At 72.3% G+C, this 17,841-nt stretch carries 13 protein-coding genes; 7 read left to right on the top strand and 6 right to left on the bottom strand.

The window, feature by feature from the left end; genetic code table 11:
- The first annotated feature begins 221 nt into the window (after nucleotides 1–221).
- Nucleotides 222–3,752, top strand: a complete 3,531-nt coding sequence (gene mfd / locus ACQPWZ_RS15020; RefSeq protein WP_433571589.1) for a transcription-repair coupling factor — start codon at nucleotides 222–224, stop codon at nucleotides 3,750–3,752.
- A 129-nt stretch (nucleotides 3,753–3,881) separates the two neighbouring features.
- On the opposite strand, the gene ACQPWZ_RS15015 is transcribed toward mfd, so the two are convergent.
- Nucleotides 3,882–4,382: a GNAT family N-acetyltransferase gene (locus ACQPWZ_RS15015; RefSeq protein WP_433571588.1), complete on the bottom strand. Its 501-nt coding sequence runs from the start codon at nucleotides 4,380–4,382 to the stop codon at nucleotides 3,882–3,884.
- A gap of 55 nt (nucleotides 4,383–4,437) precedes the next feature.
- On the bottom strand, nucleotides 4,438–4,986 hold the full coding sequence (locus ACQPWZ_RS15010; RefSeq protein ID WP_433571587.1) for a TetR/AcrR family transcriptional regulator: 549 nt from the start codon (nucleotides 4,984–4,986) through the stop codon (nucleotides 4,438–4,440).
- Between the two features lie 94 nt (nucleotides 4,987–5,080).
- On the opposite strand from ACQPWZ_RS15010, the gene ACQPWZ_RS15005 reads away from it, so the two are divergent.
- The 3 genes from ACQPWZ_RS15005 (at nucleotide 5,081) to ACQPWZ_RS14995 (ending at nucleotide 7,698) form a co-directional block, all read left to right on the top strand.
- On the top strand, nucleotides 5,081–5,947 hold the full coding sequence (locus tag ACQPWZ_RS15005; RefSeq protein ID WP_433571586.1) for an SCO6745 family protein: 867 nt from the start codon (nucleotides 5,081–5,083) through the stop codon (nucleotides 5,945–5,947).
- 117 nt (nucleotides 5,948–6,064) lie between these two features.
- Nucleotides 6,065–6,844, top strand: coding sequence for an HNH endonuclease family protein (locus ACQPWZ_RS15000; protein ID WP_340473539.1), 780 nt, complete (start codon nucleotides 6,065–6,067; stop codon nucleotides 6,842–6,844).
- A gap of 107 nt (nucleotides 6,845–6,951) precedes the next feature.
- Complete coding sequence (locus ACQPWZ_RS14995; RefSeq protein WP_433571585.1) at nucleotides 6,952–7,698, top strand: N-acetyltransferase; 747 nt, start codon at nucleotides 6,952–6,954, stop codon at nucleotides 7,696–7,698.
- Nucleotides 7,699–7,816: 118 nt separating this feature from the next.
- On the opposite strand, the gene ACQPWZ_RS14990 is transcribed toward ACQPWZ_RS14995, so the two are convergent.
- Nucleotides 7,817–8,620 (bottom strand): hypothetical protein, encoded by an 804-nt coding sequence (locus ACQPWZ_RS14990; RefSeq protein WP_433571584.1) that lies wholly within the window; start codon nucleotides 8,618–8,620, stop codon nucleotides 7,817–7,819.
- Nucleotides 8,621–8,757: 137 nt separating this feature from the next.
- The gene (locus tag ACQPWZ_RS14985) at nucleotides 8,758–9,591 is read right to left on the bottom strand and encodes a hypothetical protein (protein WP_433571583.1); all 834 of its coding nucleotides are present in this window, start codon (nucleotides 9,589–9,591) and stop codon (nucleotides 8,758–8,760) included.
- 212 nt (nucleotides 9,592–9,803) lie between these two features.
- Between ACQPWZ_RS14985 and ACQPWZ_RS14980 the strand changes: the two genes are divergently transcribed.
- The 3 genes from ACQPWZ_RS14980 (at nucleotide 9,804) to ACQPWZ_RS14970 (ending at nucleotide 14,311) form a co-directional block, all read left to right on the top strand.
- The gene (locus ACQPWZ_RS14980; RefSeq protein WP_340473533.1) at nucleotides 9,804–11,873 is read left to right on the top strand and encodes an N-6 DNA methylase; all 2,070 of its coding nucleotides are present in this window, start codon (nucleotides 9,804–9,806) and stop codon (nucleotides 11,871–11,873) included.
- Between the two features lie 255 nt (nucleotides 11,874–12,128).
- Nucleotides 12,129–12,767: a hypothetical protein gene (locus ACQPWZ_RS14975; RefSeq protein ID WP_433571582.1), complete on the top strand. Its 639-nt coding sequence runs from the start codon at nucleotides 12,129–12,131 to the stop codon at nucleotides 12,765–12,767.
- On the top strand, nucleotides 12,764–14,311 hold the full coding sequence (locus ACQPWZ_RS14970; RefSeq protein ID WP_356705515.1) for a serine/threonine-protein kinase: 1,548 nt from the start codon (nucleotides 12,764–12,766) through the stop codon (nucleotides 14,309–14,311). The genes ACQPWZ_RS14975 and ACQPWZ_RS14970 overlap by 4 nt, the downstream gene beginning before the upstream one ends.
- A 63-nt stretch (nucleotides 14,312–14,374) precedes the next feature.
- Here the strand turns inward: ACQPWZ_RS14970 and ACQPWZ_RS14965 are convergent, their stop codons facing one another.
- On the bottom strand, nucleotides 14,375–15,301 hold the full coding sequence (locus ACQPWZ_RS14965; RefSeq protein WP_340473528.1) for a class I SAM-dependent methyltransferase: 927 nt from the start codon (nucleotides 15,299–15,301) through the stop codon (nucleotides 14,375–14,377).
- 475 nt (nucleotides 15,302–15,776) lie between these two features.
- Nucleotides 15,777–17,765, bottom strand: a complete 1,989-nt coding sequence (locus ACQPWZ_RS14960; RefSeq protein WP_433571581.1) for a tachylectin-related carbohydrate-binding protein — start codon at nucleotides 17,763–17,765, stop codon at nucleotides 15,777–15,779.
- Nucleotides 17,766–17,841 lie beyond the last annotated feature (76 nt).

The raw sequence follows: 17,841 nt of genomic DNA, 5'->3' as shown, positions 1-17,841 counted from the left end.
CGGCTCCGGCGCCGGGCGGCCGGGCCCGGTGGTGCGGACGCGCCTGGTCACGCCGGTCCGGGCCGCACCGCGCAGCGTGGGTTCCGGACGCGAGTGTCGGAGCAGCGTCGTAGGCTGGAGACCCCCGGCCCTCCCCCTGCCCTCCCTCTGCCCTCGGCAGTGGGGCGCGACAGACGAGTCGGGTTATTCGCGTTGCCCACTCCCCGGGATGGAAGCCCTTGATGAGCCTGCACGGTCTGCTCGATGCCGTCGTCACCGACCCTGCGCTCGCCGAAGCGGTGCGGGCCGCACGGGACGCCAACCGTATGCATCTGGACCTGGTCGGACCTCCGGCGGCGCGCCCCTTCGCCGTGGCGGCGCTGGCCCGTGAGGCCGGGCGTCCGGTGCTCGCCGTCACCGCGACGGGGCGGGAGGCGGAGGACCTGGCGGCGGCGCTGCGCTCGCTGCTGCCGGAGGAGGGCGTCGCCGAGTACCCCTCGTGGGAGACGCTGCCGCACGAGCGGCTCTCGCCCCGCTCCGACACCGTGGGCCGCCGCCTCGCGGTGCTGCGCAGGCTGACCCACCCGTCGAAGGACGATCCGGCCGCGGGCCCGGTCTCCGTCGTCGTCGCACCGATCCGCTCCGTGCTCCAGCCGCAGGTCAAGGGCCTCGGCGAGCTGGAGCCGGTGGCGTTGCGCACCGGGCAGCAGGCCGATCTGAACGAGATCGTGGACGCGCTCGCGGCCGCCGCCTACTCCCGGGTGGAGCTGGTCGAGAAGCGCGGCGAGTTCGCCGTGCGCGGCGGCATCCTGGACGTCTTCCCGCCGACCGAGGAGCACCCGCTGCGGGTGGAGTTCTGGGGCGACGACGTCGAGGAGATCCGGTACTTCAAGATCGCCGACCAGCGTTCGCTGGAGATCGCCGAGCACGGACTGTGGGCGCCGCCCTGCCGCGAGCTGCTGCTGACCGACGAGGTGCGACGGCGGGCGGCGGTCCTCGCCGAACAGCACCCGGAGCTCGGCGAGCTGCTGAACAAGATCGCCGAGGGCATCGCGGTCGAGGGCATGGAGTCCCTCGCGCCCGTCCTCGTGGACGACATGGAACTGCTCCTGGACGTGCTGCCGCAGGGCGCGATGACCGTCGTGTGCGATCCGGAGCGGGTGCGGACCCGCGCCGCCGACCTGGTGGCCACCTCGCAGGAGTTCCTCCAGGCGTCATGGGCGGCGACGGCGGGCGGCGGCGAGGCGCCGATCGACGTCGGCGCGGCATCGCTGTGGGGCATCGCCGACGTGCGGGACCGGGCCCGCGAGCTCGGCATGATGTGGTGGTCGGTCTCGCAGTTCGCCGCCGACGAGGAGCTGTCCGACGACACCCTCAAGCTGGGCATGCACCCTCCGGAGACGTACCGCGGCGACACCGCGCGGGCCCTCGCCGACACCAAGGGCTGGCTGGCGGACGGCTGGCGCACGGTCTATGTGACCGAGGCGCACGGCCCGGCGGCCCGCACCGTCGAGGTGCTCGGCGGCGAGGGCATCCCCGCCCGCCTGGACGCGGCGCTGACCGACATCTCGCCGTCCGTCGTCCATGTCGCGTGCGGCTCGATCGACTACGGATTCATCGACCCGGGCCTGCGGCTCGCGGTCCTCACCGAGACCGACCTGTCCGGTCAGAAGGCGGCCGGCAAGGACGGCCGGCGGATGCCGGCGAAGCGCCGCAAGACCATCGACCCGCTCACGCTGGAGGCGGGTGACTACATCGTCCACGAGCAGCACGGTGTGGGCCGCTACATCGAGATGGTCCAGCGCACCGTCCAGGGCGCGACCCGCGAGTATCTGCTCGTCGAGTACGCCCCCGCCAAGCGGGGCCAGCCCGGCGACCGGCTCTACATCCCCACCGACCAGCTGGAGCAGGTGACCAAGTACGTCGGCGGCGAGGCGCCCACACTGCACCGGCTCGGCGGCGCGGACTGGACGAAGACGAAGGCGCGCGCGAAGAAGGCGGTCAAGGAGATCGCCGCTGACCTCATCAAGCTCTACAGCGCCCGCATGGCCGCGCCCGGTCACGCCTTCGGGGCGGACACCCCCTGGCAGCGCGAGCTGGAGGACGCGTTCGCGTACGTGGAGACGCCCGACCAGCTCTCCACGATCGCCGAGGTCAAGGAGGACATGGAGAAGACGGTCCCGATGGACCGGCTGATCTGCGGTGACGTCGGTTACGGCAAGACGGAGATCGCGGTGCGTGCCGCGTTCAAGGCGGTCCAGGACGGCAAGCAGGTCGCCGTGCTGGTGCCGACGACGCTGCTGGTGCAGCAGCACTTCGGGACGTTCTCCGAGCGCTACTCCCAGTTCCCGGTGAACGTACGCGCCCTGTCCCGCTTCCAGTCCGACACGGAGGCCAAGGCGACCCTGGAGGGGCTGCGGGACGGTTCGGTCGACATCGTCATCGGCACGCACCGGCTGTTCTCCTCCGAGACGAAGTTCAAGGACCTGGGCCTGGTCGTGGTGGACGAGGAGCAGCGCTTCGGCGTCGAGCACAAGGAGCAGCTGAAGAAGCTCCGCGCCAACGTCGACGTCCTGACGATGTCGGCGACACCGATCCCGCGAACGCTGGAGATGGCGGTCACCGGCATCCGCGAGATGTCGACGATCACCACCCCGCCGGAGGAGCGGCACCCGGTGCTGACCTTCGTCGGCCCCTACGAGCAGAAGCAGATCGGCGCGGCCGTCCGGCGTGAACTGCTGCGCGAGGGCCAGGTCTTCTACATCCACAACCGTGTCGAGTCCATCGACCGGGCCGCCGCCCGGCTGCGGGAGATCGTCCCCGAGGCCCGGATCGCGACGGCGCACGGTCAGATGGGCGAATCGGCGCTGGAGCAGGTCGTCGTGGACTTCTGGGAGAAGAAGTTCGACGTCCTCGTGTCCACCACGATCGTGGAGTCGGGCATCGACATCTCCAACGCCAACACCCTGATCGTGGAGCGCGGTGACAACTTCGGTCTCTCGCAGCTGCACCAGCTGCGCGGCCGGGTCGGCCGTGGCCGCGAGCGCGGCTACGCCTACTTCCTCTATCCGCCGGAGAAGCCGCTCACCGAGACGGCGCACGAGCGTCTCGCGACGATCGCCCAGCACACCGAGATGGGCGCGGGCATGTACGTGGCGATGAAGGACCTGGAGATCCGCGGCGCGGGCAATCTGCTGGGCGGCGAGCAGTCCGGCCACATCGCGGGCGTCGGCTTCGACCTGTACGTGCGCATGGTCGGCGAGGCGGTGGCGGACTACCGTGCCTCGCTCGACGGCGGCGTGGAGGAGGAACCGCCGCTGGAGGTCAAGATCGAGCTCCCGGTCGACGCGCACGTCCCGCACGACTACGCCCCGGGCGAGCGCCTGCGGCTCCAGGCGTACCGCGCGATCGCCTCCGCGAACTCGGAGGAGGACATCAAGGCGGTCCGCGAGGAACTGACCGACCGCTACGGCAAGTTGCCCGAGCCGGTCGAGAACCTGCTGCTGGTGGCGGGCCTGCGGATGCTGGCACGAGCGTGCGGCGTCGGCGAGATCGTGCTCCAGGGCCCGAACATCCGCTTCGCGCCGGTGGAGCTGAGGGAGTCGCAGGAGCTGCGCCTCAAGCGTCTCTATCCGCGCACGATCATCAAGCCGGCGATCCACCAGATCCTGGTGCCGCGGCCGACGACGGGCAAGATCGGCGGGAAGCCGGTGGTCGGACGCGAACTGCTGAGCTGGACCGGGGAGTTCCTGACGACGATTCTGGGGTCGTAGGGGCGCCTCGCGGCACCGGGAGCCTCCTGGCACCCGGTCCTTCCCGGCGCCGGGCGCCACCCAGGACGGGCCCCTGCCGGATCAGCGGCACCGGGGTCCCTCCGCTCCCCGGTGCCGGCGCGGGTCCCGTCACCCGGCGGCGTCGGCCGCGGTCAGCTTCCGTACGTAGCTCGTTCCCGGCTGCCCGGACAGGGTGACCTCGCCGGTGGGTACGAAACCGGCGCGGACCAGCACGGCCCGCGAGCCCTCGTTGTCGAGCGTCGCCCGGGCCCGCAGGCTCGTCAGCCCGTACTCCCCGGCGGCCAGCGCGCAGATCCGGCGGACGGCGGAGGTGGCGAGGCCCTGCCGGGCGGCGCTCTTGGCGATCCGGAAGCCGAGTTCGGCGGACCCGTCCGCCACGTCGACCAGGTTGACCCGCCCCAGGACCTCCCCGTCGGCGCCGACCAGCAGATGGAAGTGGTCCAGGCCGGCGGCCTGATCGGCGAGCAGTGCCGCGTGCCGTGCGTCGAACTGCGCGAAGTAGTCGTCGCCGCGGTCGGGGACGGAAGCGGCGAAGTAGTCCCGGTTCTCCAGCTCGAAGGCGAGCAGGGCGGGAGCGTGGTCGGCGCGCAGGCGCTGGAGTTCGGGCATGGAGGTACGGTACGCAGCCGCGCGCCCCGACCGGACCTGATTAACGGGTGAGCAGTCAGCGGCCGAACATCACGCTCGTCAGCCCCCGGAACGCCTCTTCCGGGTCCCTGCCGTCCAGTTGGCGGTCCAGGTTGTGGGTGAGCAGCAGGGTCGCGAAGCCGTGGGCCATGGACCAGGCCGCGAGGAAGCCGGTGTCCGGGTCGGCGCCGCGGACCGCGACCGCCTCGCCCAGGAGGGTGCGCACGCGCTCCCGTGCCGCACGCAGGTCCTGGTCGTCGGGGCGCAGGAGCTCCGGGCTGAACATCACCTGGAAGTGCGCCGGGTGGCCGGTGGCGAAGCGCACGTAGCGCAGGCCGAGATCGCGCAGGTCCGAAGCCTCGGAGAGCGTGGTGCCCAGGAGGTCGAAGCCTTCGGTGGCAATGGCCGTCAGCAGGCCGGCGCGGTCCTTGAAGTGGTGGGCGGGGGCCGCGTGGGAGACGCCCGCACGGCGGGCCAGGTCGCGCAGGGAGAGAGCGGACGGTCCGTCGGTGGAGATGGCGTCGAGTGCCGCGGTGAGGACGGCCCGCCGCAGATCGCCGTGGTGATAGGTGCGCTCGCTGGTCATGGTCGGAAGCCTACGCCTCATCTAGGCATTGACAAGTTCGTGGGACCGGATGCAATCTTGTCACCGACAAGATAAGGCGACGAAGGGAACGGTCATGGCCGGCGACACCGCACGCGTACGACAGATGTGGCACCTCCTGGAGCCCCTGCACGCGGTCCTCTACTACGCGCCCGAGGTGTTCGAGGAGTCCGCCGCGCTCGGCTACCGCACCGATGAGCGCTGGCCGAGCTATTTCGCCCTGCGGGCCGCACCGCTCGGCGCCGTCGGCCCGGGGCGGGTGGCGTCCGCCTTCTACGGCTTCAGCCCGCGCAAGGTTGCCGAGCACCTTCCCGCCGCGTGGCGCGTCGCCGCCCCCGACGACGTGCTCGCCGCGCGGACACGCGGCATCGGCCGGGCCTACCGGGCCCTCTTCGGTGACGTCGTGGACGGGCCGGAGTTCGCCGAGGCGGCCGCGCTCGCCCGCCGCGCTGCGGAGGCCGTGAACACCGAGGGCCGGCCGCTTGCCGCGGCCGTCGCCGAACTGCCCTGGCCCGACGAGCCGCACCTCGCGCTCTGGCAGGCCGCGACCGTCCTGCGCGAGCACCGGGGGGACGGCCATCTCAGCGCCCTGATGACCGCGGGGCTCGACCCCGTCGAGTCGCTCGTCTCCTTCGCCGCGGTCGGCGCGGCCGGCGTCAAGACCTTCGAAAGCCGCGGCTGGGACGAGCGCGCGTGGGCTGCGGGGGGTGAACGCCTCCGTGTGCGCGGCCTGTTGAGCGACGACGGCGGGGCGACCGACGCCGGACGTGCGCTGCGGGCCGAGGTCGAGCGCCGTACGGACGAGCTGGCCGCCGTGCCGTGGAGAACGGTCGGCGACGAGGAGCGGGACCGGCTGGCCGAGCTGCTCGGCCCGCTGTGGGTAGAGGTGTTGAGCTCCGGTCTGCTGCCGGGCGAGACCACCCTCGGCATCGGCAAGGTGTGAGCGGCCGGCCCTCCCTCGCGCCCGGCGGACACCGCCCGCTCCGGCACGCAGCGGATCACGCGGCAGGAACCGGACTGCTCCCCCCAGGACGTGAGACCGAGTCAGTACCCTACGGACGTGAACAGAACCCGGGGCCGTATATCGCGCACATTCGCCGCCGGCCTCACCGCCGCCGTCGCCGCCGCACTGCTCACCTCCTGCGAGGGCACCGCGCTGCCCGGGGACCCCAAAGCCACCGACTCGGCCGTCGCGCCCGGCACGGGATCCGGCACCAGCCCGCTCGCCAACCCGGACGGGACCAAGCCGGGGCTCGCCCCCATCAGCTCCGAAGGCGAACGGGCCGCCGCCCGCAGGCTGATCGAGAAGGTGGCCACGAAGGGCCGGGGCCCCAGGACGGGGTACGACCGGGACCGCTTCGGCTACGCCTGGATGGACAGCGCCGACGGTGTCCCGCTCGCCCGCAACGGCTGCGACACCCGCAACGACCTCCTGGCCCGCGACGGCAAGGAGGTGCGGCACCGCTCCGGCTCCGACTGCGTCGTCGTCGCGATGACCCTCGACGATCCGTACACCGGCGCCGTCATCGACTGGCGCAAGCAGGACGCGACGGAGGTCCAGATAGATCACGTCGTCCCGCTCTCGTACGGCTGGCAGCTCGGCGCCGCGCAGTGGCCGGTGAAGAAGCGGCAGCAACTCGCCAACGACCCGCTGAATCTGCTGCCCGTGGCGGGCCGGGCCAACAGCTCGAAGAGCGACTCGGGCCCGGCGTCCTGGCTTCCGCCGAACAAGTCGATCCGCTGCTCGTACGCGGTGCGGGTCTCGCAGGTCGCGGTGAAGTACGCCCTGCCGGTGACGGTCGCGGACAAGAAGGTCATGCTCGCGCAGTGCGGCGGCTGAGCGCGGCCACCGCATCCCGAAGGGTGTGGCCGGTGCCCGGTCCGGCGAGCCGCCAGCCGCCGGAAAATCCTGTGGGGCCGAGAGGCTTCCGGAGCTAGCCTGCCCGCATGGACCTGACCGTCACGACCCTCGCCGACCGGCCCGAACTGCGCGATCCGCTCTGGCAGATGCCCGAGACCTGGCCGGAGTTCGTCCTGCACGACCCGGTGGGCTGGGCCAACATGGGGCGGGTCCTCGCCGAACTGCCCGAGTACGTACTGGTGGCGACCGACTCCGAAGGCCGCGTCGCCGCACGGGCGTTCAGCGTGCCCTTCCGGCTGGACGCGGACGGGCGCCGCTCCCTGCCTCCGGGCGGCTGGGACCAGGTGATGCTGTGGGCCTTCTCCGACCTGCGGCACGGCCGCGCGCCCGACACGGTGAGCGCGATCGAGATCACCGTCGCGGACGGCCGGCAGGGCAAGGGCATCTCGGGCCGGATGCTGGCGGCGATGCGCGACAACGTGCGCCGGCTCGGCTTCACCGATCTGGTGGCGCCGGTGCGGCCGAGCCGCAAGAGCGAGGAGCCGCGGACCCTGATCGAGGAGTACGCCCACCGCACCCGCCCCGACGACGGCCTGCCGTACGACCCGTGGCTGCGGGTCCACGTCCGGGCCGGCGGAGTGATCGACTCGGTGGCCCCGGCGTCGATGACGGTCTCCGGCTCGCTGGCGCAGTGGCGCACCTGGACCGGCCTCCCGTTCGACACGGCCGGACCCGTGGAGGTGCCGGGCGCGCTGGTCCCGGTGCACTGCGAGAGCGACCGCGGGTACGCCGTCTACGTGGAGCCCAACGTGTGGGTGCGCCACAGCGTGTGAGCGTCTCCGGTGGGGGAGCGACGCGGGTTTCGGGATTGCCGCGGAATCCGGGAGCGACGCGAAGAGGCCGCCCGCAGGGGCGGCCTCCTTCGGCTGTGGGTAGGCGCGCGGCCGCCCGTCACTGCTTGCCGAGCTTGTCCAGGTCGAGGATGTCCTTGGCCGCGGGCTTCTTCGCCGGCACCGGCCTGTCGAACCCGGAGAACGTCATGGTGCCCGGCTCCTCGCCGCCCACCTGCTCGAACTTCAGCAGATACGGCTCGCCTTCCGCGGCGACGTACATCGTGTAGGTCTCCTTGCCGTCCGACTCGGTGAGCTTCACCGCCTTGCGGCCGCCGACCGTGGTCTCTCCGACCCGGCGCGCGGCGGTGTCGTTCGCCTCGACGTCCGCCAGCAGCTTGTTCAGATCGCAGAGTTCGAGGCTGTCCCGGGCCTCGGCGTCGGAGGCGGCCGTCTTGATCCAGCGGCCCTTCATCATCTCCAGCACCGCCTCCTGCTCGTCGGCCGGCGCCCCCTTGTTCTGTGACCTCAACAGCGCTTCGTCGAAGCGCAGATATGCGGTGCCGCCGGTCTTGATCAGCTCGGCGGTCCCGTCGGAGCCGACGGACAGGGTGCCGGCGCAGTCGCCCTTCTTGCTGATCGCCATGTAGCCCTTCTGGGGGCCGTCGGCCGTCTTCAGTGTGACGTCGAGGGTCAGCGAGGTGGCCGCCTTGGTGGCGGTGACCGCTCTATTGGCTATCTCGGGGCCGGACAGGCCGGGGAACGCCTCGGCGGGCTTCTCGGCGGTGGCACCGGCCGGACCCTTCGTGCTCTTGGGGTCCGCGTCGAGGGATCCGCAGGCCGCGCCGCCGAACGCGACGGCGACGGCGACGGCGAGGACGGTGAGGGCGGTGCGGCGGTGGCGGGCGGAAGCGTTGGCCTGCATGGCTGGTCTCCGGGGTGGGTCGGGACGGAGGGAAGAAGGACCGAGGAGAAGACAGAGGGAGGGGAGAAGGGGAGGGGAGTGGAAGGGAGGGGAGGGGTGCGCCGGGGAGCGGGGGTGTCAGGGCCCGGCGCGGCCGGTCAGAGCTTCAGCTCCCACTGCGAGGCGTCGTAGGTGAAGCCCGGGCTCATCTCAACCGTCAGGTCCTTGGCGGCGGCCGGGACATCGAAGGCGAACCGGACCGTGGACTTCTTGCCGGGCAGGACGGTGCCGCTGAAGCCGGTGCCGACCTTGTCGTCGAAGATCTGCTCGGCGGGGACGCCGTCCTTGCCGGCGCGGGCGTCCGGGGTCACCAGCGTGGCGTCGAACTTCTTGCTGCCGCCGTTCTCGAGGACCACGGTCACCTCGTACGCCTTGTTGCCCTCGGTGTGACCGACGGCGAACTCGCTCGGCCTGTATGCCTTCGGCGCGGAGACGGTGATCTTCACGCCGTCGTCGTAGACGGCGCTGTCACCGGCCGCGAGGCCCGCACCCTTGGTGCCCTTGGCGTCGTCCTTGGAGGCGTCCTTCGCCGCGCCGTCGCTCTTCGCGGCGCCCGGCTCCTTCGACGCGGTGGTGCCGGTGGCCGCCTTGTTGAGCTCGTCGACCGCGTCGTCCACGGCCTTGAAGGTGAGCACCGCGCCGACCACCGAGAGGATCATCGCGACCAGCCCGAGCACCGCACCGGTGGTGGTCACTCCCTTGTTGCCGGCCTCGCCGCGCTTGACCCGGCCCCGGCCCGCCAGGCCCAGGATCAGGGCGATCAGTCCGAGGATGCCGGCCAGCCAGAAGAAGAACGGGATCAGACCGGAGACGGTGCCGATGATGCCGAGCACCAGCGCGGCGGTGCCGAGACCGTTGCGCGCCGGAGCGGGTGCCGGGGCGTACGGCGGCTGCGGCGCGTTGTACGGCGGCTGCTGCATGGAATGGGACATGGATGTCCTCCGGGGACGTGGAGTGTGGTGGGGACTGGTGAACTTCCCGTGTAGCGACGGGTCAATAAGAGCAGAGCCTGTGAACCGAGTCAACACGGTTCACAGGATTTGGGTCCACTCACACTGTGAAGCGTCGGAATCCATGCGCGCCGGTATGCTCGGCGGCACAACCCACGGGCAGGGCCGGGCGGTGCGGACGAAGGAGGCGGCAGGTGCCGGAGAACGCGAGCGAGGTGACGGCCGCGGGGATCGCCCGGCTGGCGGGGGTCGGACGGGCCGCGGTCAGCAACTGGCGGCGCCGGCACGCGGACTTCCCCAAGCCCGTCGGCGGCACCGAGACCAGCCCCTCCTTCGCCCTCGCGGAGGTCGAGCAGTGGCTGCGTGACCAGGGAAAACTCGCCGAGGTCCCGCTGCGCGAACGGGTCTGGCAACAACTCGCCGACCACCCGTCCACCGCCGCCACCGCGCTGATCCAGGCGGGCTGCACCCTGCTGCTCGTACGCGAGCGGCCAACCGTCTGGCAGGAGCTGACGGCGGCTTCGGACGAGCGGATGGCGGAGCTGCTGCCGACCGCGGTGGAACAGGTGCTGGCCGTGCGGTTCGGCGACGACCGCGGCGAACTCTTCCGTGAGCTCGGCGCCTCCGAACGCTCGTCGGGCGTGCCGTCGATCGCCGGAGGTGTTCACAGCGTGCCCCTGCTGCGCTCGGTCGCCGAGCTCGCCGGCGAGCTCGGCCACCGGCAGACCTACGAATTCCTGCTCGGGCGCTTCCTCGACGCCAACCTCCGGCAGTACACGCTCACCCCGCCCGGTCCTGCCGCCCTCATGGCCGCCGTCGCCGGACCCGCCGCGAGCGTCCTCGACCCGGCCGCGGGAACCGGCACGCTGCTGCGCGCCGTGGAGTACCCCGAAGCCCTCTACGCCCAGGACGCCGACCCCGACCTCACCGCGCTCACCGCTCTGCGGCTCGCGCTGCACTCCGACGCCACCGTCAGGGCCCGCTGCGGCGACACCCTGCGCGCGGACGCCTTCCCCGAGGCCGCCGTCGACGCCGTGCTGTGCCATCCGCCGTTCAACGAGCGCAACTGGGGCCACGACGAGCTCGCCTACGACCCGCGCTGGGAGTACGGGTTCCCGGCCCGCACCGAGTCCGAACTGGCGTGGGTCCAGCACGCGCTGGCCCGGCTGCGCCCCGGCGGCACGGCGGTGCTGCTCATGCCGCCCGCCGCCGCGTCGCGTCGCTCGGGTCGCCGCATCCGCGCGGGGCTGCTGCGCCGCGGTGCGCTGCGGGCCGTCATCGCGCTGCCCGCCGGGGCCGCGCCCCCGTACGGAATCCCCCTGCATCTGTGGGTGCTGCGCAAGCCGGAGGCCGGCCGGCCGCCCGCCTCCGAACTGCTGCTCGTCGACACCGCGGAGCTGGCCGGTGCGGCCGGTGGCCGCGACAAGCTCGACTGGCAGGCGGTGCAAGCCGCCGCCCTCGACGCCTGGCGGCGCTTCGACCGGGACGGCACCGCCGACGAACGGCCCGGCGTCAGCCGCTCGGTGCCGGTCATCGGGCTCCTCGACGACGATGTGGATCTGGCGCCCGCCCGGCATGTGCCACCCATCGCCGCGGGCGGCGGTGCGGACGAACTCCTGCTCGTACGCGACCGGCTCGCCGACACCCTCCGGCTGACCGGCGAACTCACCCCCTCACCCGCCGCCGACGACCGGCCCGCCCCCTGGCCCGCCACCACCGTCGGCGAACTGGCCCGAGCGGGCGCGCTGTTGATCCGGGCGGGCGGCACGGGCGCGACGGCGGGCCCGCACGTCCCCGTCCTCACCGAGCACGACGTCCTCGCGGGTGCCGGGCCCTCCGGCGCGCTCCCCGAGGGGCCCGAGGAGGAGCCCGTCCTCCTGGAGGAGGGCGATGTCGTCGTCCCCGTCCTCGGCGGCGGATCGGTGGTCCGCGTCGTCGACACGGCGACGGCGGGCGCGGCGCTCGGCCGCAACCTCCAGCTTCTGCGGCCCGATCCGGCCGCGCTCGATGCGTGGTTCCTCGCCGGGTTCCTGCGCGGTACCGCCAACACCCGGCAGGCCAGCAGCTATGCGTCGACCGCGACCCGGCTCGACGTGCGCCGGCTGCAACTGCCGCGGCTGCCACCGGCCGACCAGCAGCGCTACGGCGAACGCTTCCGCACCCTGGCAGCGTTCGAGGACGCGCTACGACTGGCGGGACGGCTCGGGGAGCAGCTCGTCCAGGGGCTGTACGACGGTCTGACGGACGGCACGCTCAGGGCGTGACGGGCGACGTGCGGGACGGGCGTGACAGGGGCCCCGGGATGGTCCCGGGGCGGCCGGAACGGCCACGCCCCCGGTCCGCGGCACGGCAGTGATCACGGTCCCTGGCGCCCTTGTCGAGCGGGCCGGGAGCGGTCGTCCTCTCCCGAAGTGACGTATCGGACAGCCGGTCCGTACAACCCGGGTCACGTTGTCCGTGTCGGTGTATACGCTCGTCCCCTCATCATCTGCCTTGTCCCCAGGCCATCAGGAGCAGGAATGCACGGCCACGGCTATGCCCCGCCGCAGCCCGGTACCCCGTCGAGCGCGGTCCTCGTCACCCTCCGCGTGCTCTTCGTGGCTCTCGCGCTGCTCACCTGCGGCCTCCTCGCCTGGGGCACGATGCTGCGGATCGCCGTCATGCGCCGCCGGCGCATGGACTGGCTGCTGTTCTGGCTGAGCCTCGCCCTGTCGATCACCGCGTTCGTGGTCATCGGGGTGTTCGGCTCCGAGACCGAGGTGAACGCCGCCAAGGAGGCGGAGCCGGGCCCGGTCGACTATGTGTGCCTGGCCGTGCTGTTCGGCATGGCTCTCGGTGTGCCCGTGCACTATCTGGTGGCGGACATACGCCACTTCCAGCAGCCGCGCCCCGCCTGGAACGCCTACGGGCCGCCGGCCCATCCCGTCGGACATCCGGTGCAGTCCACGCCGCCTCCGCCGTTGACACCGGCACCGGGCTACGGCTACCCGCCCGCGCAGCCGATCCCGCCGCAGCAGCCGCACCAGACACCGCCGCCGCACCCGGCACCCCAGCCGCAGGGGCAGCCGCACACGCCCTCCGACAAGCCCCGCATCGACCAGGTACGCGCCGAGCTCGACGAGCTCAGTGACTATCTGCGCAAGGAGCAGGGCCGGTGAACGGACGCGTCATCGCGGGCCGTTACGAGCTCTCCACCATCATCGGGCAGGGTGGCATGGGCCAGGTCTGGACGGCGTACGACGGGCGGCTCGACCGCCGGGTCGCCGTCAAGCTGCTGCGCCCCGACCACATGGCCGCCGCCACCGCCGCCGGCGAGATGCGCCGCCGCTTCGTGCGCGAGTGCCGGGTGACCGCCCAGGTCTCGCACCCGGGCCTGGTCACCGTCCACGACGCGGGCAGCGACGACGACGACCTCTATCTCGTCATGCAGTACGTCGAGGGCGCCGACCTCGCCGACCATCTCGCCGAACACGAGCCCTACCCCTGGCAGTGGGCCGTCTCGGTCGCAGCCCAGCTGTGCGCCGTCCTCGCCGCCGTGCACGCCGTGCCCATCGTCCACCGCGACCTCAAGCCGCGGAACGTCATGGTGAAGCCGGACGGCACCGTCACCGTCCTCGACCTCGGCGTCGCCTCCGTCATCGACACCGACACCACGCGCCTCACCCACACCGGCTCACCGATCGGCAGCCCCGCCTACATGGCACCCGAGCAGGCGATGGGCGGCGCCGTCGGCCCGTACACCGATCTGTACGCCCTCGGGGTGCTGCTGCACGAACTGCTCAGCGGGAACGTGCCGTTCGCCGGCTCCACCGCACTCGGAGTGCTGCACCGCCATCTGTACGAGGCACCGCTCCCGATCCGCCGGCTGCGCCCCGAGATCCCCGAGCCGCTGGAGGCGCTCGTCCTGCGGCTGCTCGCCAAGGACCCGCAGCACCGCCCCTCCGGCGCCCAGGACGTGTACGAGGCGCTCGCGCCGCTGCTGCCGGTGCGCGGCATGCCCGCGGCCTCCGCCGTACGGACCCCGGCGGGCGGGCCGCTCGACCCGACCCGCCCCTTCCTGCGCCCGCACGCGCCCTGGCCCGACCGGGTCGCGACGCCGCCGCCCGCGATGCCCACCGCCCCGCCCGCGCCGCGCCCCGATGTCGCGGGCGCCGTCGACGAGGTCAAGCGTCTCCTCGGCGAGGGCAGCATCACCCGGGCCGTGGACATCCTCGGCGGGATCCTCCCGGCGGCCGCCGCCGAGCACGGCGAGCACTCGCCGGTCGTCCGCATCCTGCGCAAGCAGTACGCCACCACGCTGATGGACGACGGGCAGTACCGCCGGGCGCTGCCCGAGCTGCGCCGGCTCGCGGACGACCGGGCCGCGGAGGCGGGTCCGGCTGACCCGCAGACGCTTCAGTTCCGCTACGACGCGGCGCAGTGCCTGGAGCAGCTCGGCGAGCCGGCCGCGGCTCTCGCCGAGTACCGGGCGGTCCTGCCGTTCTACGAGAGCGGGCAGTCGGCGAGTTCCGACCCGGCCCGGGCCTTCGACGTGCGGCACCGGATCGGGAACCTGCTGCTGGCCGTGGGCGATCACACGGCGGCCCAGCAGCAGTTCCAGGGCCTGCTGTACGACACGGAGCGGGCGTACGGGCCCTATCACCAGATGCCGCAGGAGCTGCGCCGCGCGATCAGCCGGCAGCAGAAGTTCTTCAGCCGCTGACGGTCCCCGGCATCCGGCATCCGGCATCCGGCATCCGGCGTCGGGGCACCCGTCCGACGGTGCTCAGTCGGCACGCAGGAACGCGGACGTGGCGACCCGGCCCAGCATGCGCAGCCGCGAGGTGCCGCCCACCAGGTGCTTGTCCAGGGCGTCCTGGACGCCGGGCCAGGCCACGTCGCCGTAGTCGTCCAGGACCACGATGCCGCCGGGGGCGGCGATCTCCTCGACCCACTCCAGGTCGGCGCGCACGCCCTCCTCCGAGTGGTCGCCGTCCACGATGATCACGCCGTACTTCCGGTCGGAGACCGCGGCGCGCACCTCGGGGTCGGAGGAGAAGCCCTGCTGGATCCGGGCGTCGAGACCGGCGCGGCTGCCGCCGAGCGCCAGGTTGGCCCGCACCACGTCCTCGCGCACCGGGGTCCCGGTGGGGTCGGCGCCCGTGGAGGTGCCCGGCTGGAGCTGCGCTCCGGCCAGCGGGTCGACGATGGTGAGGTCGGGCTCGATACCGGCCCGGTGGACCATGCGCACCAGGGCGGAGGCGAACAGTCCGTGCAGGGTGCCGATCTCGAGGATGGTGCCGTTGGGCGGGGAGAGCAGCGGAACGGTGGCGAGCTTTCCGCAGATGTTGGAGGTGGAGCCCGCGATCCGGCCCACCGCGAGGGCTTCCATCGCGATCAGCGTGCGGTAGGCGACGACCACGTTCCGGCGGGCGTGTTCGGTGCCGCCGCTCACCGTCTCTATCGCGCCCACGAGCATGTCGATCTGCCGCTCCTGCGGGACGCGGTGGCCGCTGCGGGCCGTGGCATCGAACAGCAGCCCCACCGCGTACTGCTGCCGCTTCAGCTCGTCCATCTCGCGTCGCAGGACGTCGAGTTCGTGCCGCAAGGGCTTCGCGTTCCGGACCGCACCACGGTCCAGGAGGTGGTCGACCGCGGCGACCGCGGGGTGCAGGACTCGCTTCGTCAGACGGTTGCGCAACAGAGAGGGCATGTCGGGAACGTAGGGGTGAACGGGCGCCACGCACACCACGGGCCAGTGTGAGGCAGGTGAAGTGTTGGCGTCGTCGCGGCGACGCGGCTCCGGGACCGTGATCAGCGGGGCGGGTGCCCGCTTCCGGGCCCCGCAGCCCCTGCCGCCGGCCGGGCCGTGCGGGGCGCCCGGCGCGGCGGCGGACGGTGCACAGCGGGGGGCTGCGGGAGGCTGCGGGTCACTGCGAAGGGCTCGCTACATCCGGGCGTAGCCCTGAGCGCTCCCCGTCTCGAACGGCAGCCTCACCGTGGTCGCTGTCCCGGTGTCCGCGTTCGACGACCTGAGCGCGGCCGCCTCCGTCCCGCTCAGCGCCCGCCGGACAGCCGGAACTCGTCCAGCGACCCCGTGAACCGCTCGACGCCGTCCGGCCGGGTGAGATGCGGCCGCCGCCCGGTCCTCGGCGGGACCGGGCGGCGGCGGGTGCGGTGTGCGGGGACTACGGGCGGGGCAGTGCGCGTCCGGCGAAGTCCGGTGCCTTGTCCGCGGTGCGCATCGCGGACAGCGACGACGTCACCTGGACCTGGTATACGCGGGTCTGGTTGTCGGGCGTGCGGAAGGAGTATGCCCAGGCCGGACCCGCGGAGTTGGTGTAGGTGAACGCGGTCGGTTCCGTGGCGGACGTCTCGGAGGAGACCTTCTGCCAGGTGCGCCAGGCGCCGGAGCCCTGGGTGGTCTCCCCGGTGCTGTAGATGCTGCCGTCGCTGCCGCGGACGACGACCTCGGTGAGACCGGTCAGCGGGGAGATCACCGCGCTCGGGGAACCGTCGCCGGTGAGGGTGACGGGGGTGCCGTTGTCCTGCGCGGCGTCACCGAGCGCGCTCCACTCGCCGTAGGCGCCGCCCTCGGCGGACTGGGCCGCGGTCACGACCTTGCCGAGACCGTCCGCGGCGAAGACGCGCAGTCGGTAGCCGGGGTACACCACCACGGTCGGCGTCCCGGAGATGCCCTGGGCGCCGAGAGCGGACCAGGAGGACACGGTCCCGGCCTCCTTGAACAGCGCGGTGCTCAAGGCGCCGGAGGCGTTCGTGCCGAAGAGCTGGATGCCGTCGCGTACGGTCACGGCGGTGAAAGGGCCGGTGAAGCCGGAGCCGGCGAGCGGCGTCCAGCCCATGAAGTCCACGTTGGCCCGCTGCTGGATGCGGTACCAGGGCTTGCCGTCGGCGGCCACGGCGAACTGCACGAGCAGCCCGGAGGGGGTCTTCCCGGTCACGACGTGCTGCGCCATCGCACCGGCCAGGTTGATCCAGCTGCCCCAGTCGGCGCTGGACTTGGCGGCCTGGTTGCGCTGCCAGACACTGCCGGAGATGTTGTGCGCGGAGACGACCACGCGTCCGTCGGTGTGCTCGGCGAGCGAGGGCTGTCCGGAGAATGCTTCGTTGCCGGAGATCGTCGTCCACTGGACGTCGTTGAGGTTGGAGGCGTCGGCCGCCCGGCCGTGCACCAGGCGCCCGATGTTGTCGGTGTACGCGAACTCCAGCGATCCGGCCGACGACTGCGTCACCGAGGCGCGGCTGTAGCTCTCCAGCGGGACGGACGGCGAGGCCGGGGTGTGGTTGACGTCGAGACGGCAGCCGTCGGGAGCGCCGGAGACGGCGGTGTACGAGGCCCAGCCGCTCGCCTCCACCTGCTTGTTGTAGACCGGGAAGTCCCGGATGCCCTCGTCGAAGCGGTAGTAGGTGACCGCGCCGTTGCCCTTGACCCGGAAAAGGGTGTCACCGCCGTAGGAGGTCATCGACTTGGTGTCCGACCAGTCGGCGGCCGACTCCAGGACGTGCTGCTCGATCCAGCGCTGGCTGGTGACGTCGTAGCGGGACCGGTAGAGCTTGCCGTCCGTGGCCGAACGCCCGTAGATCACACCCTTGTCGGTGGCATAGATCGCGTCGTAGCGGCTCCAGCCGGAGGCGACGATCTTGCCGCTGCCGGTGATGAACGCCTGGGCGGCGGCGTCGTAGCGGTTCCAGCGCAGGGTGTCGCCCGTCAGCGTCCAGATGTAGCCGCCGCGGTCGATCGTGATGTCGTCCTTGCGCCCGGCGTTGTCGAACTCCGCGAAGCCGGTGCTGATCTTCCGGTGGTGCACGTCCCACGTGGTGGTGGCGGTGATGCGGTGGGAGTAGTACAGGCCGTCCGACTTGATGCCGTAGAAGGACGCACCGGGCCCGGCGAGCATGTTCCCGTAACCGGTCCAGGTGGTGTCGATGACGCCCCCGGCCGGCAGGGCCGCACCGGTCAGCGGCGAGGGCATGTCCGACCGGGTCAGCTTGCCCGTCGAGTCGAGCATGTACGTGGGCCCGATGCCGCAGGTCACCGGCGCGGGGGCCGCCTGGGCGCTGCCGGCGGGAAGCGTCACGAGCAGGGGCACCGCGATCGCGAGAGCGGCGGTGAGAGCGGTGCGTCTTATGTGTGCACGGGGTGAAGTCCTAGTCATGGTCTGGACGTTAGGCGTCGTCAGGTGAACGCTGCGGTGGCGTTCACGTGAACAAGATCCACCGGAAGATCAAAGA

Origin of the sequence: Streptomyces sp. CA-251247, from assembly GCF_050952975.1 — a bacterium.
GTDB lineage: Bacteria > Actinomycetota > Actinomycetes > Streptomycetales > Streptomycetaceae > Streptomyces > Streptomyces achmelvichensis.
Note: the sequence above shows the minus strand (reverse complement) of the source record. Positions and strands in the feature narration are given on the sequence as shown.

Bases quoted from the DNA above. Each gene is read 5' to 3' on its own strand.
- mfd (WP_433571589.1), top strand. From the start codon at position 222: ATGAGCCTGCACGGTCTGCTCGATGCCGTCGTCACCGACCCTGCGCTC.
- ACQPWZ_RS15015 (WP_433571588.1), bottom strand. From the start codon at position 4,382: ATGCCCGAACTCCAGCGCCTGCGCGCCGACCACGCTCCCGCCCTGCTC.
- ACQPWZ_RS15010 (WP_433571587.1), bottom strand. From the start codon at position 4,986: ATGACCAGCGAGCGCACCTATCACCACGGCGATCTGCGGCGGGCCGTC.
- ACQPWZ_RS15005 (WP_433571586.1), top strand. From the start codon at position 5,081: ATGGCCGGCGACACCGCACGCGTACGACAGATGTGGCACCTCCTGGAG.
- ACQPWZ_RS14995 (WP_433571585.1), top strand. From the start codon at position 6,952: ATGGACCTGACCGTCACGACCCTCGCCGACCGGCCCGAACTGCGCGAT.
- ACQPWZ_RS14990 (WP_433571584.1), bottom strand. From the start codon at position 8,620: ATGCAGGCCAACGCTTCCGCCCGCCACCGCCGCACCGCCCTCACCGTC.
- ACQPWZ_RS14985 (WP_433571583.1), bottom strand. From the start codon at position 9,591: ATGTCCCATTCCATGCAGCAGCCGCCGTACAACGCGCCGCAGCCGCCG.
- ACQPWZ_RS14975 (WP_433571582.1), top strand. From the start codon at position 12,129: ATGCACGGCCACGGCTATGCCCCGCCGCAGCCCGGTACCCCGTCGAGC.
- ACQPWZ_RS14965 (WP_340473528.1), bottom strand. From the start codon at position 15,301: ATGCCCTCTCTGTTGCGCAACCGTCTGACGAAGCGAGTCCTGCACCCC.
- ACQPWZ_RS14960 (WP_433571581.1), bottom strand. From the start codon at position 17,765: ATGACTAGGACTTCACCCCGTGCACACATAAGACGCACCGCTCTCACC.